This is a genomic window from Chryseobacterium sp. P1-3 (assembly GCF_000738495.1).
Classification (GTDB): Bacteria; Bacteroidota; Bacteroidia; order Flavobacteriales; family Weeksellaceae; genus Chryseobacterium; species Chryseobacterium gallinarum.
In genome coordinates this window covers 506,089-523,107 of sequence record NZ_JPEQ01000007.1, presented here as the reverse complement: position 1 = coordinate 523,107, position 17,019 = coordinate 506,089, and the positions used below count along the sequence as shown (strand labels likewise).

Genomic DNA, 17,019 nt, shown 5'->3' with positions numbered 1-17,019 from the left:
ATGATAAAAAACAATTGTTTAGATTGGTTCTAATTAAGTATTATTCCATACCTTTATAACATCCATATTCAATCATCATGTTTCAGCAAATCCGTAATTATAAAATATCATATATGTTATATAACTTCTTCAAAAAAAGCAAGTTAAAACATAATATACCATTATATAAAAAATATGGAATCAATAAAAGTTATTTTTCAAGTATTTCAAGTAAAGATTTTGCCCATCTGCCTGCCTCTGAAAGAAAGATAGATAATGACAGGCTCACTGAAACCTCTTTTTTTAAAAAACTACCGGAGGAAAGTAAGGCAAGTGCCCTTCAATATGATAAAAACGGGTTTATGGTGATCAGAAATTTTTTAAGCCCGGAAACCGCAGACAGTATCAATATTGAAATTGATAAACTAATGCAAGACGGTACCTTACAATTTCGTTACGGAGGGAAGCTGATGTTTGCCATTCATCATTCCGAAATCATCAGGAATATTGGAAATGATAAAGAATTTTTAGAATTTCTGTCTGTTTTACTGGATGGTAAAGCCAAACTTTTCCAAAGTATAAACTTTATTAATGGAAGCCAGCAAAAAACGCATTCTGATAGTATTCATATGACCACCTATCCATTGGGGGGCCTGTTGGGAGCCTGGATTGCACTCGAAGATGTAGATGAGACCAATGGTGCATTACATTATATTCCGGGCAGCCACAAATTGCCTTATTTCCTGAACTCTGATTATGATAACGAAGGTACAGCCTTCAAAATCGGCAAAAAGAGCTATAAAGCCTATGAAGAGTTCCTTGAAAATAAAGTGAAAGAACTTGGGTTGAAAAAAGAGATTTTCAGGGCCCAAAAAGGAGACTTGCTGATCTGGCATGCTAATATTCTGCACGGCGGGGAGCCTCATACGGATAAAAATAAAACCCGTAAAAGTCTGGTGTACCACTTCTTTGATGAGAACAGTGTATGCTATCATGAAGTAACGCAAAGACCTGCGTTATTTGAACTTTAACCACCCTTATCAGATTAATATCACATTATTTCCAAAAGCTTTTATAGAAGAAATACTATCAAAAGAATAGTTTTTTTACATTTGCAGTCTTATCAAAAGGTTTATGAATAAAAGGGAAACTATTCTTATTTTTATTTTTTCGATCTATGTATGCTGTATGTCATACTTCCTGTACACCCATCAATATTACAATGTTGATATGGAGGCTTACATGGGGTTGATTTATAAAGCAGAATACCCTGACATGAAAATCGAAGAGATTCATCAGAAGGTTTATAAGGAACTGGAAGGTAAAAACCCAAATATCTTCGGAGATATTCCGTTTGTTCCTGAAGAAGAAGAGGTAGCAAAAGGTGAAAACAGCTATTACAGGACCTTGTCACAAAACCCTAAAGCCTATGAAGAAGAATTACAGCTTTTTGTGGTAAAACCTTTTTATAATTTTATCAACTGGGCATTCTTTAAAATAGGGTTTAAAGCATCCACTTCTACCTTTTTAATTTCCATTGTTTCATATGCTTTGATACTCATACTGATTGTATGTTTTTTAATTAAAATTTTAAAAAATTATACGCTTGCCATTATCATTACTTTCTTATTCTCCTTGTTCAAACCTCTTTTAGAGGCGAGCAGGCATGCCTCTGCAGATTCTTTATCATGCCTTTTATTACTTCTTAGCCTTTATGCATTTACGGTTAAAAAGAATCTGTTCTCGGCCACGATCTGGGGAATGCTATGCGTCCTGACCAGACCGGAATATTTTATTTTTTACTCATTTTTGTATGCTCTTATTTTCATATACAGAAAATGCCTTCAGGTTAAAACAACAACCTGGCTGATATCCTATAGCTATATATTACTTTCCTTCTTTTTAATACAGTATTTCAATCAGGTTTCCTGGTCTACGTTATTTATGAACCAGTTTACAAAAGTTCAGCTTTATCCGGTATCCCAACCTGATCCATTCGACTTTTCAGCTTACATACATTTTATCAAAAGCAAAATTTTATTTGAATTCAACTCTTCCTATTTTCCTCTTTTATTGCTGTTTATCATCATTGTTTTGGCCAATGATTTTTCCATCCGTAATAAAAAGAACCAGGTACAGGCTTTATTCTTTGCTGCGATTTATGGGGCTGTTTTTTTACGCTTTTTAATTTTTCCACTGTTGGTGAACAGAATGATGATAGGCTTTTACCTTTTAATCATACTGTCTGTAATCTATATTCAAAACTCTAAAGTGGATATCTTTAAAAAGTCTTTACAACACGGAAAATAATTAGTAATTTTGCAACCTAAATTTATGGCCAGTTTTTCAGAATATCTACCGTATGCTTTTGCATTGATTATTGCAATTCCTTTTTTGGTGTTGCTCAGACAATTTGTACATTCCTACATCAGTCTTAAAAATCAGGAAATCAAACTGCTTACCGTAAAATCTAATTCCGGAAACAAGGTTCACTCTTATGAAAGGATGACTCTTTTTCTTGAAAGAATAAAACCTTCCAACCTTATTCAGAAATTTGATAAAGAATTGGCAGTTCATGAATTTATTTTCCTTACTGAGAAAACGATTAATGAAGAATTTGAATACAATTCATCCCAGCAGCTTTATCTCACCAAAAATGCCTGGAAGAATATAGTGGATTCCAAAAATGCCGTGATAGAACTACTTCATACTACCTATGCAGGACTGAAGGGAAATTCAGATCTGAATGAGTTTAAAACCATTTTTATCATGAATTATATGGAAGGTAACGATTATATTGCCGAAACAATAGAAGATTTAAGAAAAGAAATTTTAATAATAACTTAAAAAATAACAGATAAATAATGATTCCAAATTTTAAAGCACATCCATGGCACGGAATTTCTGCAGGAGAAGATGCGCCAAATGTTGTAAATGTATTTGTGGAAATTGTTCCTTCAGATACGATTAAATATGAAGTAGATAAAGAAACAGGATATTTAAAAGTAGACAGACCTCAGAAATTCTCAAATATCATCCCGGCTTTATATGGTTTTGTTCCAAGAACATATTGTCATAATGAAGTGATGAAACTTGCTGTAGAAGCAGGGGCTGATGATGTAACGATGGGAGATCATGATCCGCTTGATATCTGTTGTTTTAAGTTCTCACAATATTCACGCCGGAGGATTATTAATGGAAGCTATTCCAATCGGAGGGTTCAAGATGATTGATGGAGGTGAAGCGGATGATAAGATAGTTGCGGTAATGATCAATGACCATGCATTCGGGCATTTCAGAGATATTTCCGAATTGCCGGAAGCAGAAGTAAGAAGGTTAATGCATTACTTCCTGACCTATAAAAATTTACCGGATGAGCCTGCAAAATGTAGAATTCATGAAGTATATGGAGCGGAACATGCAAGAAAAGTAATTAAGGCTTCTCAAAAAGATTATGCTGAAAAATTCGGAGGATAGTGAATATGCTCTGATATTAAAATACAAAGGGATAAGCAGTTTTGTTTATCCCTTTTTTTGAAAATAATTAAAACCCCCGGATGATTCCCGAATATTTTAGGCCGTACATTCTTCCTGTATTCTTTGGCAGCTACACGTTTTCATTTCCGGTATTTATAAAATCAGGCTATAAATCATCATATTTTTTAATGCTTTGGTGGTAATTATTTATTATATTTAATTTTCTATTACCAAAAAAATATTAAACTATGGATCTATTTGTGTTAGTGCCAATTTTTGGTGTCGTAGCTTTGCTCTATACATTTTTTTCAGAGTAACTGGGTCAATAAGCAGAATGCAGGAAATGAAAAAATGAAAACAATCAGCGGTCATATCGCGGATGGTGCAATGGCTTTTCTAAAAGCCGAATACAAAATTTTAACCTACTTTGTGATTGTGGTAGCCATTTTACTGGCTGTCATGGGATCAAGCAACGCTCATTCTCATTGGAGCATAGGGATAGCCTTTGTTGTAGGAGCTATATTTTCTGCTTTGGCAGGTTTTATAGGAATGAAGATTGCTACCAAAGCCAATGTAAGAACAGCGGAAGCGGCAAGAACTTCACTTTCCAAAGCCCTTAAAGTATCTTTTACAGGAGGTTCTGTGATGGGAATGGGTGTAGCCGGGCTGGCAGTTTTAGGATTAGGCGCATTGTTTCTGATCATTAAGCAGATCTTTGCTCCCGAAGCGGCTGTAGACTCCTTTGAAATGGAAAGGACAATTGAAATTCTTACCGGATTTTCTTTAGGAGCCGAATCTATTGCGCTTTTTGCAAGAGTTGGAGGAGGGATTTATACAAAAGCAGCAGATGTAGGAGCCGACCTGGTAGGAAAGGTAGAGGCCGGAATTCCGGAAGACGATCCACGGAATCCTGCTACCATTGCAGATAACGTAGGAGATAATGTAGGAGATGTTGCAGGAATGGGAGCCGACCTTTTCGGGTCCTATGTGGCAACGGTACTCGCAACCATGGTTTTGGGGAGAGAAACTGTTTCCGATGATGCATTTGGCGGTTTTGCCCCGATTCTTTTACCCATGCTTATTGCCGGGACAGGAATTATTTTTTCAATTATAGGAACTTTATTTGTAAGAATCAATGATAATGAGGGCTCTTCCACTTCCAGCGTACAAAATGCCCTGAACCTTGGGAATTGGGGAAGTATTGTGATTACTGCAATAGCTTCTTACTTCCTGGTAACTTACATTCTCCCTGAGCAGATGACCCTTAGAGGACATGAGTTTACTAAAATGGGAGTTTTTGGAGCGATCATGGTTGGCTTGGTTGTCGGAACCTTAATGAGTATTATTACAGAATATTATACAGCTATGGGTAAACGGCCTGTTTCTAGCATTGTGAGACAGTCGTCAACAGGCCATGCTACCAATATTATCGGAGGCCTTTCTGTAGGGATGGAATCTACATTACTCCCCATTATTGTGCTGGCAGGCGGAATTTACGGATCCTACCTGTGTGCCGGTTTATACGGTGTAGCCATTGCTGCGGCCGGTATGATGGCGACTACAGCAATGCAATTGGCCATTGATGCCTTTGGGCCCATCGCAGATAATGCAGGAGGAATTGCTGAAATGAGCGAGCTTCCTAAAGAAGTACGTGAGAAAACCGATATTTTAGATGCCGTAGGAAATACCACTGCGGCTACAGGCAAAGGATTTGCTATTGCTTCAGCTGCTTTAACGGCGTTGGCACTATTTGCTGCGTTTGTAGGCATAGCAGGAATAGATGGAATTGATATCTACAGGGCAGATGTTTTGGCCGGGCTTTTTGTAGGCGGTATGATTCCGTTTATCTTTTCTTCCCTGGCAATTACAGCGGTAGGACAGGCAGCAATGGCTATGGTGGAAGAAGTAAGAAGACAATTCCGGGAAATCCCTGGAATACTGGAAGGAAAAGCCCAGCCTGAATATGAAAAATGTGTGGCCATTTCTACCGATGCCTCCATCAGAAAAATGATGTTACCCGGAGCAATTGCCATTATATCACCATTACTGATCGGATTTATTTTTGGTCCTGAAGTATTGGGAGGTTTTCTGGCAGGGGCTACAGTGAGTGGTGTCCTGATGGGAATGTTTCAGAATAATGCCGGAGGTGCCTGGGATAATGCCAAAAAATTCTTTTGAAGGAAAGGGGTTGATATCAACGGGCAGACCTATTACAAAGGCTCTGAGCCTCATAAAGCATCTGTAACAGGAGATACGGTAGGGGATCCGTTTAAAGATACTTCAGGACCTTCCATGAATATCCTGATCAAATTAATGTCTATTGTATCATTGGTTATTGCCCCTACATTAGCCGTTTTACATAAAGACAAAATCGAAGCTAGCAGAAAAGCAAAACTGGAAAGTTTAGCACAGGCTTCAGATATGAATCTTTCTGCAGTAAGTGGCGGTCCTCAAACCGTTTCTTCAGGTCCAAAAGAAATTAAAGGCCACCTGAATGAAAGCGGGGATTTTGTATATGAAACAGGAAATATTCAGAAGGTAAAATTAAATGATGGAAAAACCATTGCAATAGGAGAGGAAAGCCAGATGTATCAGTTGTATACTGCAGTAAAGAAAAAGGATAAAACAGCTTTGGATCCTAATACATGGTATACCATTGAAAATCTTTATTTTGAAACAGGATCCAGTGACCTGAAGCCGGGATATGAGTTGACACTGAATAACCTGGCTGAGATTATTAATGCTTATCCTGATCTTAAAATAAAGCTGGGAGGGTATACGGATAATTCAGGAAATGAAGAGAGTAACCAGCAATTATCCAATTTAAGAGCACAGACTGCCAAACTGAAGTTATTGGAACTAGGAGTGCCGGCTGACAGGATTGAAGCTGAAGGATACGGTTCACAGCACCCGGTTTGCGAGGCCAATGATACCGATGAATGCAAGGCCAAAAATAGAAGAATTGATGTAAGGATATTAGCTCTTTAAATCAATTAAATAATGAAAAAACACTGCCTCGGCAGTGTTTTTTTTATTGTCAGCGACCTATAAACTTATTAAAGATTTTTTTTCAAATGCTCCAGGGCCTGTATGATAAGTTCATCCTTTTTGGCAAAGCTGAACCTCACATAATCAGAATCCTGTTTTGAATTATAGAAAGCAGAAAGGGGCAGGCAGGAAACTTTTTTCTCAATAGTAAGCCATTTGGAAAACTCTACATCGGTCATTGTTTTGGAGATATTTCTGAAATTGACAATCTGAAAAACACTACCTTCCGCCTGTTTCACAACCTGAAAAGGGGTTTCCAGGAGTAATTCATTAAAAAGATCCCTTTTCTTTTGCATCATATTTTTATTGGTATAAGGGTCAAAAATTTCCAGGTAACTCGCCAGAGCACGCTGGGCAGGAGCATTGGCCCCATAAGAAATATATTGCTGGCGACATTGAAATAATGAGGTTAGCTCTTTGGGAGCAATCATATAGCTGACTTTCCATCCTGAAGTGTGGAACATTTTCCCAAAAGAAAAAATACAAAATGTTCTGTTTTTAAGCTCCGGATGAAGAAAAGAACTGTAGTGTTCCGCTTCATCATAGCAATAGGTATCGTAAATCTCTTCGGAAATTAAATAGATTTCCTGGTTTTTAATTAATTCATACAATTGATTCCAATCCTCTTTCTTCCAAATTTTTCCTGTCGGGTTCTGTGGAGAATTAACGATAACGGCTTTTGTTTTTGCAGAAAAGCGCTCTTTCAGGATTTCCCAGTTTATTTTAAAATCAACATCAAGGTCGTAGTAAACAGGGATACCGCCATTCATCGCTACTGAAGGGGCATAGGTGTAATAGGACGGTTGAATGATGATCACTTCATCTCCCTGATTTAAAACTGAGGTAAGGGCAGTATGCAAAGCAAAAGTAGCGCAGGGAACAATGGTGATTTCATGAGCCGTAAGAGAAAGACTGTTTTTCCTTTGCCCATTAAAATATATAATTTTTTCAATCAGTTCCGGGTTGCCTGCAAGAGGTTCATAATGATGGCTATCAAGGTCTGCTGCCTGCTGTAGGAATATTCTTAACCTTTTGTCAATATCAAAATCAGGAATACCTAAAGAAAGATCAAAGCTTCCATGCTGTACCGCAAGAGCAGACATTTCCGTAAAGAAAGAATAATGAGTAAATCCATCAATTGTATTCATTTATTTTGCATTGATATCAAATATAAGGAAAATAACATTTGATCTGTGATTAAATAAAATTTGTTATTTTTAAGAAATTTATTCTTTATGAAAAAAATACTTATTCCGTTATTGGCACTTGTTGTAATGACCGGCTGCGGAACTGCAAATGTTTCTAATACTGTTTCTTCACAGTCTGTTTCTTCAAAACATGATAAAGGATATGCCATTGGGTATAAAATGATTAACGCAGAAGATTTAAAGAAAAACTTATATGTTATTGCCTCTGATGAAATGGAAGGAAGAGATACCGGAAGTCCCGGACAGAAAAAAGCGGGAGAGTATATGGTAAATTATTATAAAAACCTGGGTGTTTCCTATCCAAAGGCATTAGGGTCTTATTACCAGAAAGTTCCGTCTGAATTTATGAAAAAACGAGGAGGCGGTAACCTTCCTGACTCTGAAAATATCATGGCTTTTATAGAAGGAAGTGAAAAACCGGATGAAATTGTTGTTATTTCCGGTCATTATGACCATGTAGGAACCAAAAACGGGGTGGTATACAACGGAGCTGACGATGATGGCAGCGGAACGGTAGCAGTGATGGAAATGGCAAAAGCTTTCCAGGCTGCGAAAAAGGCTGGAAAAGGGCCTAAAAGATCTGTTCTGTTCCTTCACGTGACAGGAGAAGAGCATGGGCTGTTCGGATCTGAATATTATACTGATAACCCTGTTTTTCCTTTAGCCAATACCGTGGTGGACCTAAATATTGATATGATCGGACGTGACGATCCTGCTAACAGAGGAAAGCAGTATATTTATGTAATTGGTTCCGATATGCTCAGTTCCCAGCTTAAAGTAATCAATGAAGAGGCCAACAAGAAAACCCATAACCTGGAACTTAATTATAAATACGATGATTTAAATGATCCTGAACAACTTTACTATCGTTCAGATCATTATAATTTTGCTAAAAATAATGTTCCCGTAGCATTTTTCTTTGACGGAATCCATGAAGATTATCATAAGCCAACAGATGATCCTGACAAAATTGATTACAAACTCCTGGAAAAAAGGACCCAGCTTATTTTTACCACAGCATGGGATATTGCAAACAGGACGGAGAGAATTGTTGTAGACAAAAAATAAAATATAAAAATTTCCCACAGATCATTCCATAGATAAGCTGAAGCTGTATTGGGGTTCTGTGGGAAATTTATACTATCATCAAATCATAGAAACAGCCTTTAAAATCAATAAGATCTTTCATCGGATCCCAAAATTTTGAATTGAGCAGGAATTTTTAAAGGGATCTCGGTTTTAAAGGAAATTGTTCCTAAACCTAAACTTTCGTTATTTTAAACGGGAGGAAACCGGTTTTCTATCTTCTGGATTATCATTCTAAAGACTGGGTACACAATACCATAGTTTTTATGGAAGTTGGTAGCACAGATGAATTTTGGAAAGAACTTCTGTTTTAGGACTTGAGGCCTTCAAAGCAATTATAGTGGTTTTGAAGCTATGAAGCCGTTTTTACTCCTTTCAGATTATGATGGGATTGAAGATATCATGTTAAAAAATCCATACCTGTTATTTCCCTATTTTAATAAACTGATAAAAATCACCTCTGTATTATTTTTATTAATTCTAAATAAATATAAATTTGTTCTATCAAAATAAGAACTCAGTAAAAGAACTGCCTTTTCTGTCATTACTTTTGTTCACTAGCAGAGACGAAATATTGTACCATTAAACACATATCTAATCATATCCATATCAATTTTTGTTTTTTTAACCGGCAGGATAATCTGCCGGTTTTTAAACTTTAAAATTCGATCAGTCTCAAAATTGGGACATAATAAATGAGTCTTAATATAAAAAATTCTGTCCATTATTGATTAACCTCAAAATTATTGAGCTCGCTTTTCACGCAAAGTTTTAAAAAAATAATGTTCTATTTCAAGTAAGGCAGCGTAGCTGCTGACTAAGCGCATGCAAAGTGTTCGCTTCATCAGAATCGATTAAAGATCGGTTCATTTCTTAGCTTACTTAAAATAAAGAGTAGTCAAAAAGAAATCTTTGCGTGAATTTTAAAAATTAAATAGATCTAAAATATTATATGCCCCCAACTTTTGCGCTTTGATCCTAAAAATCTCCATTAGCTTACTTCTAAGGCTCAGGGTTCAGTATTTCTAAAAGATCCTGCCTGGAAAGTCCCTGAAGCTTCTTCCCATCTGTACGGAGAAGATTCTGAGCAAGGTCCTTTTTCTTTTTCTGAAGAGTCAGAATCTTTTCTTCTACCGTATTGGTGCAGATCATACGAACTGCAATGACATTCTTAGTCTGTCCTATACGATAGCTACGGTCAATAGCCTGGTTTTCTATGGCGGGGTTCCACCACGGGTCCACCAGGTAGATATAATCAGCTTCCGTTAAATTGATGCCCACGCCACCAGCCTTTAAGCTAATTAAAAATACCCTTATCTTATCGTTTTCCTGAAAATTATTAACTTTTTTTCCCCTGTCTTTGGTTTGTCCGGTAAGGTATTCGAATAGAATCCCGTGATGTTCCAACTCTGTTTTCAAAAGATCAAGCATTCCTACAAACTGTGAGAAAATAAGGATTTTATGGTCTTTTGTCTTATTCAGAATCTGTTCCATCAGAATCTCAATCTTTACGGCGTGTTCACCGGAATAACCTTCTTTGAGCAAAACAGGAGAATTGCAGATTTGTCTGAGCCTGGTAAGTCCGGCAAGGACATGGATGCTGTTTTTATGAAGATCATCATCATTAGAGGCAATAAACTCGCGAAGCTCCTTTTCATAAGCATCATAGATTTTGCGTTGTTCGGCATTCATTTCGCAGTAAATTACCGTTTCAGTTTTTTCAGGAAGTTCTTTGGCAACCTGTTTCTTTGTCCTTCTGAGAATAAACGGGCTTATTTTCTTCTGAAGTTCTGCAGCCCGTTTACTGTATTCAAATTTATCAATAGGAATTGCATAAATGTCTTTGAAGTATTGTTTGCTTCCCAATAGCCCCGGACAGGCAAAAGAAAGCTGGCTGTAAAGATCAAAAGTATTGTTTTCAACAGGAGTTCCTGTCAGTACAATCCTGTTTCTGGACTGAAGCAGACGGGCAGCTTTATATCTTTCTGAATTTGGATTTTTAATCATCTGTGATTCATCAAGAAAGACGTAATCAAAAGAAAATGTTTTCAGAAAACGGATGTCTGAAAGAAGCATTCCGTAACTGGTAAGCACCACTTCAAATTCAGACAGATGCTGTATGTTTTTTTGTCTGTCCGGGCCATAATGTAACAGTACCTGTACGGATGGTGCAAATTTTTTGATCTCTTCCTGCCAGTTAAACAACAGTGATGTGGGAACCACAATAAGATTTGTTGTATGTCCCCGTTTTTCTCTCTGGGATAAAATAAATGCAATAATCTGCAACGTTTTCCCGAGTCCCATATCATCAGCAAGACATCCTCCGAAGTTCAGATGATCCAGGAAATTCAGCCAGTTCAGTCCATGGTGCTGATAATCTCTTAACCGGGCATTCAGTCCGGCAGGGATACTGATTTCTGGAATATTTTTAATTGATGAAAGCTCAGAAGCATAGGAGGCTATTTCATCCTGTACTTCCTGGCTTAGCACTTCTTTTTCGAACAGGGTCGAAACTTCTGTGAAATTAATCTTAGGAATCTTTAACAGGTCTTCATCAATCTCTCCGATCTGGAAATAGGAAGAAATTTTGCTGATCCATTCCTCCGGAAGAAACCCTGAAGTGCCGTCATCCAGCTGCACAAATTTACTTTTATTGCGAATAGCCCTGTGAAGTTGCTTTAAGGAAACGTCTTTATCTCCAAACTTTACTTTCAACCTGGCATTAAACCAATCCATGCCACTGGTAATCTGGATGTTGATTTTTGCACGATGAGGATTGAGTTTATTGTCTTTCAGATCATTAAATCCCAGGATAGTAACGTCTTCATTTCGCCATCTTTCAAAAGCTTCCAGGAACCAGTTGTTATCCAGAAATTTGTCCTTATGCAAGTAGAAATACCGGTATCCATTCATTTGTTCTTCAAAATCCGGATGCTGCTGCATAATAAGTGAAGTAAAGCGGGCCTCAAGGGCTTCATTCCTGTCTATTTTGAAAATATTACCGTTTTGATCAGTATCAAGAAGCTGCTTCCGTGAGTATACCGGAACCTCAAGTTCTCCGTATCTCATAACGGGCGTAATTCCGATATATTGATCTTGCTGACGGAGGTAAATAATCCTTTCTGTTTGATAATTTTTATCTTCAAGCTGAACTTTCGTTGCTTTTTGTATGTATTTGTAATTGATATGAATACGCTCTTCAAGGGATGATAAAATATTTTGCATAAACTTCTCATATTTAGAAGCATGAATCAATAGTATTTCATGATGAGCCTTGAAAAACCGGATTACCCGAAGCATATCCGGGTGATCTATAAAGCTGAAAGTGTTATTGTTATATACAAAATAATCATTTTTGAGAGCTATATTCTTAAAAGGTACAGATACATTGTTAAATAGCAATTCTCCTGTGATCTCATAGAAGGGATCTTTCTTAAATACAGTTAGTTGAACCTCCGCATCTAAAGTATTTAATTCAACCGGGAGAAGAGACTTCGATGAAATATTTTCTGCAATTTCCCGGTCATGATAATATACTTCCAGTCCCAATGGATTACGGATGATAAGTTGTAAGGCTTGCAGTTCAGCAGGATTATAATCTTCATTATAATTATTTTGAAAGGCAGCGATAGCAGTATAAAACTTAATTTCCGAGGGTTTTTCTGCATTCCAGATCAGCTGCATGGCATCTACAGGAGAAACCGGGTTCTTTATTTTTCCTGCCTGAGTTATTTCAGCCTCCATCAACGAAAAAATAAGGTGATTGTAATAACGGTGCTGGCTAATAACCAATATTTGTTTTTTACCGGTTTCAGGTTTTACAAGCTGTTCCCCTTGAGAATCGTGATACGGAAGCAATTCCCTTTTTAAGACCTGCTCATCTATAGGAAGCATTTCTTTGATCTTGGGTAAAATATTAACCTTTCCATCCACATATTCTACCTGAAAATAGGAGTCTGTCTCAGGCTCATTCTCCAGGCCGTATTCCCGTGCTTTGGGAATAATCATTTTCCGGCGGAGGGTATCATCAAAAAAAATACGATAGCTTTTTTTGTTCCAGAATACAGTGGATAATCTCTGCCTGGTGCAGGCACAGCTTCTTTTCTGTATGGTCACATGTGCAGGAGCAAAGCAATGAGTTTCCTATTTTACTAATGGTGACCGTAGGGAACGGATGCAATGAAGATTTTGTAAATATTCCCAGGTTATTCTCAATAGCGAGAGGGTATACCGTATCAAAATCTTTATTTTCTATAAAGGAGCTTCCTGCTGTATGTTTCAGCAGATCGTATACGGAAAGGGTATTGAAACTGATATTTTCAAGGATATATTCTGGCATAAATTGATAGAGGCAAACTTACAAAAAACATCTGAATGAATGGAATGAAGAATATCTGTTTTGAAACCTGGTTCAGAAATGCCCTGTATTTTTATTAAAGGAAAATACTGATTTAATCTCTAATAAACAATACCTGATTTCAGGTAGATAAAAATACTTTTTTTCTAGGATTGTAAGCCTTTAAAACTAAAAATAAATTTGATAAAAATAACTCCATTTCAATTAAATAAAGCAATATGAAAAAACTAAACTCAATTTTGTGTATCGTTATCGGTATAATAGGCTATGCACAGCCTTCGATAACAAGATCTGCTTTGGATCAGATCAATGTTACAAGAACTTTTAAGGCCGGAGATGTACCGCTTACCGCTACACAAGGATCCGCTGGGGCAAATGTATCATGGGATTTTTCGGCTTATATTGTTCCTAATGTAAATTCCACTGTTACTAATGAATGTCCCGGGCAAAGCAACTGTTTCAGGTTTCCGGGAGCCAACAGAATTACCAAGCCAACACTTTCCGATGTCTATGATTTTACTTCCATGAGTGATGCGGAAGCGATCATGCTTGGATCTTATGCCGGACCAAGTTTTGGTGATGTTACCATGACCTACACTGATCCGTTGATTGATTTTAAATTTCCAGTTACCTATTTACAGCAATTTACAGATAACTACCAGTTTAACACTGTTTCAGGAGGTATTGGAAGCTCATCTGAATCGGGACAGGTGGTGAATAATGTGGATGCCTACGGAACGATTACAACTCCGGCAGGAACATTTTCAAATGTGATCAGGGTGAAAAAAATGAGAACAGGGATACAAACGGTTCCTGGATTACCTCCTTTCACCTATACTAACGAAGCTTATATCTGGATTAGCCAAAGTGCAGGCATTGTATTCAGCTTTGCTATCAATTCTTTTGTTCTTAACGGAACTACCAATGTGACGAAAAGTGTATCTTATCCTGAATCAGGAGCTTTATCTACCATTAATCTGGATAGCAAAAAAGCTGAATTTTCAGTATACCCGAATCCAGCTTCTGATTTTATAAAAATAAGATCAAAAGAGGAAATTAAAAAGATATCCGTTACTTCTTTGGATGGTAAAACGGTGGCATCAGGAATGTCTGATTATATAGATCTTTCAAAATTGCCGAAAGGAGTTTACATCCTTCAGGGAGAGCTAAGGAACGGACAATCCGTATCCAGGAAAATTATCAAAAAATAGAAGAAATCAAATTTTGAATTTAATTTCATAGAGAAACTTTCAGTTTATCGTAACTATTCCTCACTGATTTGTGGTTTTTGAAGTTTTCAAAAAGAGGAATAGCATACTTTAAAGGAGCTGGCGAAATGTTTTGCTATTCAATGAATGTTTATTATTTTAAAAAAACTGCCAGCGCTTTTATTTCCGGCTTCAATATCATTTGAAGCCGTTTTTATTTAGTTTGTAATTACTTCATTTTATTTGACCGCCTTCTATTTGTAGTGGTCTTATTCCTTGGTACTGTTATGGTCTATCATGAAAATCCAGAAATACGGATGTAGATAAAGTAATTATATAGTATATGAATAACTTATCGATGATTATTAGTGATTCTTCAGCACAATGATTCCCCAGAAAAAATCTTCGGGAGGGAATGAGTCCCAATGATTATAAGCGTGCCCTGAATCCGATTTATAGTGAAGGGAATATGAGCCAGGCAGAAGAGTAATTTCATGACTGACCTTTTGATTTTTTATAGCCCCTCCTGCATGTAGTGAAGATTGATTTTGCATTTGCCAGATTACATTTCCAGCTTGGTCCTCAATCCACCCATAATCACACCATGAACTGCCGTTCCATGAGCAATTTTCTCCTACACCATAGATTTTAACTGAAGTAGGTTGAGCAATAACAAAAGATTGTGTAAGGTGTTTATCAATTCCTACATTCTGAATACCAGCGATTATCTTTTCACGTGGGAACCATAACTTTTTAAGCTTATTATATCTTTTATATTCATTGTAAAATTGTTGCGCTCTAATGGTATCTCCCTGGATATTAGCCATTGTTGACTTTATGATCAGCTCTTTGTTGCTCATTTCCTGATCCTTTATACCGGTTTTATCTATAAAGTGATGATAAAATAAACTGGCTACAGGGGACATGAATAAATCACCATCAGCCAATGGAAATGGCTGACTGAGCTTATCGGTATTACACAGAACAACTAATGTAAGCTGTAAAGAGGGGACTTTTACAAATAAAGCTGATTCGCCTTGGGTCTGTCCATAATGCCAATAATACTGTACCCCTTTATAATACTGCACAAACCATCCCAATCCATATGGAGTAACAGAGCCATTACTGATGTGATGAGGAATAAAAAATTTGTTTCTGTGCTTTTTCCGGAATTAACAAATGATTATCTATAGCTTCTGAATATTTGAGTAAATCTTGTACACTCGTTGCTAGCCCTCCAAATGCTCCAAACTCATTAAGGTATTCGATACGTTTGATTTTTCCGTCAGAGGTTAGTTCGTAAGGTTTCGCAAGCTGCGTAAAAGTGTTATCAAAAAAAGGACGGACAGAAGGTTTTATGTTTCTGTATTCATAAAATTGATCCAATGCAATGGAAGGAGCCGAAGAATTCATTTGTAAAGGGATAAGAATTTCCTCCATAAGCAGCTGGTAAAATGGTTTTCCGGATACTTTTTCAAGGATGGGACCCAGAAGTCCGTAACGATACCCGTTATAATGAAAGTAAGTCCCGGGAATACCTTCAGAAGTGTGAGTAAGCAGCTGCCTTACAGTTATGGAAATATTATCAGGGAAAATACCATATTGATGTACCGGATTGTCAAGATTCAGTTTGCCTTGTTCTATCAATCTCATGACAAGAGTAGAGGTGAACGTTTTTGTTACTGAAGCTACCCTGAAAGTAGTTTTCGGGGTCACGGGAATTCTTTTTTCTACATCCGAAAATCCTAATCCCCGTTCTAATATAATTGTATTTCCCTGTTTTACAGCTACTGCCATACCGGGTATTTTCAATTGAGCCCGTATAGAATCTAATCCGGCACTGAAACGATTAATCTCTGACTGTTGCGAATGCAGTTCTTCAGTGATGATTATCAGAAATAAAAGCCAAATATTTTTCATGGTTAAGATTTTTTACATACCTGTTATTGTTAAAGGTGTTTCAATTCTTTGGGCCATTGTTGTCTACTTCATTAAAGACATCTATGACCAGTATCTTTCGACCAATAAATATAAATCATATGTTCCAGAATACAAGTGTAATAAAAATCTTCTTTTGAAGCTTTATTGCACTTCATAAGGTTATTTTGCATCCCAGATAGGCCGGGAAGAGGGGGAATCAGGTGTATCTCAGGCTTATTAAGTCCGGGGAATATTTCATCCAATGCCGATATTCGTATACTCCAGGTTTTGCTTCAGTGACAGGCGTATTCATGAGATTGCCGACGAAAGCTATATTAATCAATTTTTTAAAGGCATAAAAGGAAAAGCCTTAAGGCTTACAGACTTGAAGGAACTGTTGTTAAAAATAAAGGAATATTATAAAACCTGAAGCTCATCGAATAGCTCGATAATAGCCTCAATAAGCCCTTTTTCTACAGGTGGACTGGCTGAGGCATCCGATACGATAGCCCGTAGATTTCCTTCATCATCCCTTTCAAAAACCACTTCGTTGCCATAGATGTCGACATAGAGCTTATATCCATAAGAGAATGTGGCAAGCCGCCCGTTAAAAATAAGTTCTTCACCTTTATAAGTAACAGGTAGTTCAAGTGGTTGTTCCATACTTCTTTCTGTTTTCCAGGGTAAAGATACAACCTTGTGTCCGATCTTTACAAATAAAGAGCTGTTTTTATGG

11 protein-coding genes and 2 pseudogenes are annotated in these 17,019 nt (G+C 37.0%); 7 read left to right on the top strand and 6 right to left on the bottom strand.

The features are described 5' to 3' along the window. Positions 1–113 precede the first annotated feature (113 nt). The 5 genes and pseudogenes from HX13_RS10960 to HX13_RS10940 all read left to right on the top strand — a co-directional run bounded on the left by HX13_RS10960 (position 114) and on the right by HX13_RS10940 (position 6,444). Positions 114–1,010 carry a phytanoyl-CoA dioxygenase family protein gene (locus HX13_RS10960; RefSeq protein WP_228377639.1) on the top strand — a complete coding sequence of 299 codons (897 nt, stop codon included), beginning with the start codon at positions 114–116 and terminating at the stop codon, positions 1,008–1,010. A 103-nt stretch (positions 1,011–1,113) separates the two neighbouring features. Then, a complete protein-coding gene (locus HX13_RS10955; RefSeq protein WP_050021096.1) occupies positions 1,114–2,289 on the top strand; it encodes a hypothetical protein in 1,176 nt (391 codons plus the stop codon). Positions 2,290–2,313: 24 nt separating this feature from the next. After that, complete coding sequence (locus HX13_RS10950; RefSeq protein ID WP_050021095.1) at positions 2,314–2,826, top strand: hypothetical protein; 513 nt, start codon at positions 2,314–2,316, stop codon at positions 2,824–2,826. Positions 2,827–2,843: 17 nt separating this feature from the next. Further along, positions 2,844–3,456: pseudogene (locus tag HX13_RS26020) on the top strand (inorganic pyrophosphatase). Positions 3,457–3,704: 248 nt separating this feature from the next. Next, positions 3,705–6,444 (top strand): annotated as a pseudogene (locus tag HX13_RS10940) (sodium-translocating pyrophosphatase). A 68-nt stretch (positions 6,445–6,512) separates the two neighbouring features. Here HX13_RS10940 and HX13_RS10935 read toward each other — a convergent pair. Then, complete coding sequence (locus HX13_RS10935) at positions 6,513–7,652, bottom strand: aminotransferase class I/II-fold pyridoxal phosphate-dependent enzyme (RefSeq protein ID WP_050021094.1); 1,140 nt, start codon at positions 7,650–7,652, stop codon at positions 6,513–6,515. An 87-nt stretch (positions 7,653–7,739) separates the two neighbouring features. Between HX13_RS10935 and HX13_RS10930 the strand changes: the two genes are divergently transcribed. Then, positions 7,740–8,780, top strand: coding sequence for a M28 family metallopeptidase (locus tag HX13_RS10930; protein WP_050021093.1), 1,041 nt, complete (start codon positions 7,740–7,742; stop codon positions 8,778–8,780). 1,020 nt (positions 8,781–9,800) lie between these two features. Here the strand turns inward: HX13_RS10930 and HX13_RS10925 are convergent. Together HX13_RS10925 and HX13_RS24090 are read right to left on the bottom strand one after the other, a co-directional pair. Then, positions 9,801–12,806 carry a DEAD/DEAH box helicase gene (locus HX13_RS10925; RefSeq protein WP_238555244.1) on the bottom strand — a complete coding sequence of 1,002 codons (3,006 nt, stop codon included), beginning with the start codon at positions 12,804–12,806 and terminating at the stop codon, positions 9,801–9,803. Between the two features lie 19 nt (positions 12,807–12,825). Then, positions 12,826–13,137, bottom strand: a complete 312-nt coding sequence (locus HX13_RS24090) for a hypothetical protein (protein WP_238555243.1) — start codon at positions 13,135–13,137, stop codon at positions 12,826–12,828. Between the two features lie 236 nt (positions 13,138–13,373). On the opposite strand from HX13_RS24090, the gene HX13_RS10920 reads away from it, so the two are divergent. Then, positions 13,374–14,366 carry a T9SS type A sorting domain-containing protein gene (locus HX13_RS10920; RefSeq protein ID WP_050021092.1) on the top strand — a complete coding sequence of 331 codons (993 nt, stop codon included), beginning with the start codon at positions 13,374–13,376 and terminating at the stop codon, positions 14,364–14,366. Positions 14,367–14,728: 362 nt separating this feature from the next. Here the strand turns inward: HX13_RS10920 and HX13_RS10915 are convergent, their stop codons facing one another. The 3 genes from HX13_RS10915 to HX13_RS10905 all read right to left on the bottom strand — a co-directional run bounded on the left by HX13_RS10915 (position 14,729) and on the right by HX13_RS10905 (position 16,946). Then, positions 14,729–15,463: a hypothetical protein gene (locus tag HX13_RS10915; RefSeq protein WP_050021091.1), complete on the bottom strand. Its 735-nt coding sequence runs from the start codon at positions 15,461–15,463 to the stop codon at positions 14,729–14,731. Positions 15,464–15,485: 22 nt separating this feature from the next. Next, a complete protein-coding gene (locus HX13_RS10910) occupies positions 15,486–16,283 on the bottom strand; it encodes a serine hydrolase domain-containing protein (RefSeq protein WP_050021090.1) in 798 nt (265 codons plus the stop codon). A 417-nt stretch (positions 16,284–16,700) separates the two neighbouring features. Next, on the bottom strand, positions 16,701–16,946 hold the full coding sequence (locus tag HX13_RS10905) for a hypothetical protein (protein WP_050021089.1): 246 nt from the start codon (positions 16,944–16,946) through the stop codon (positions 16,701–16,703). Between the last annotated feature and the right edge of the window lie 73 nt (positions 16,947–17,019).

Excerpts from the sequence above, each read along its gene's own strand:
- HX13_RS10960 (WP_228377639.1), top strand. The coding sequence starts at position 114 with ATGTTATATAACTTCTTCAAAAAAAGCAAGTTAAAACATAATATACCA.
- HX13_RS10955 (WP_050021096.1), top strand. The coding sequence starts at position 1,114 with ATGAATAAAAGGGAAACTATTCTTATTTTTATTTTTTCGATCTATGTA.
- HX13_RS10950 (WP_050021095.1), top strand. The coding sequence starts at position 2,314 with ATGGCCAGTTTTTCAGAATATCTACCGTATGCTTTTGCATTGATTATT.
- HX13_RS10935 (WP_050021094.1), bottom strand. The coding sequence starts at position 7,652 with ATGAATACAATTGATGGATTTACTCATTATTCTTTCTTTACGGAAATG.
- HX13_RS10930 (WP_050021093.1), top strand. The coding sequence starts at position 7,740 with ATGAAAAAAATACTTATTCCGTTATTGGCACTTGTTGTAATGACCGGC.
- HX13_RS10925 (WP_238555244.1), bottom strand. The coding sequence starts at position 12,806 with ATGATTATTCCCAAAGCACGGGAATACGGCCTGGAGAATGAGCCTGAG.
- HX13_RS24090 (WP_238555243.1), bottom strand. The coding sequence starts at position 13,137 with ATGCCAGAATATATCCTTGAAAATATCAGTTTCAATACCCTTTCCGTA.
- HX13_RS10920 (WP_050021092.1), top strand. The coding sequence starts at position 13,374 with ATGAAAAAACTAAACTCAATTTTGTGTATCGTTATCGGTATAATAGGC.
- HX13_RS10910 (WP_050021090.1), bottom strand. The coding sequence starts at position 16,283 with ATGAAAAATATTTGGCTTTTATTTCTGATAATCATCACTGAAGAACTG.
- HX13_RS10905 (WP_050021089.1), bottom strand. The coding sequence starts at position 16,946 with ATGGAACAACCACTTGAACTACCTGTTACTTATAAAGGTGAAGAACTT.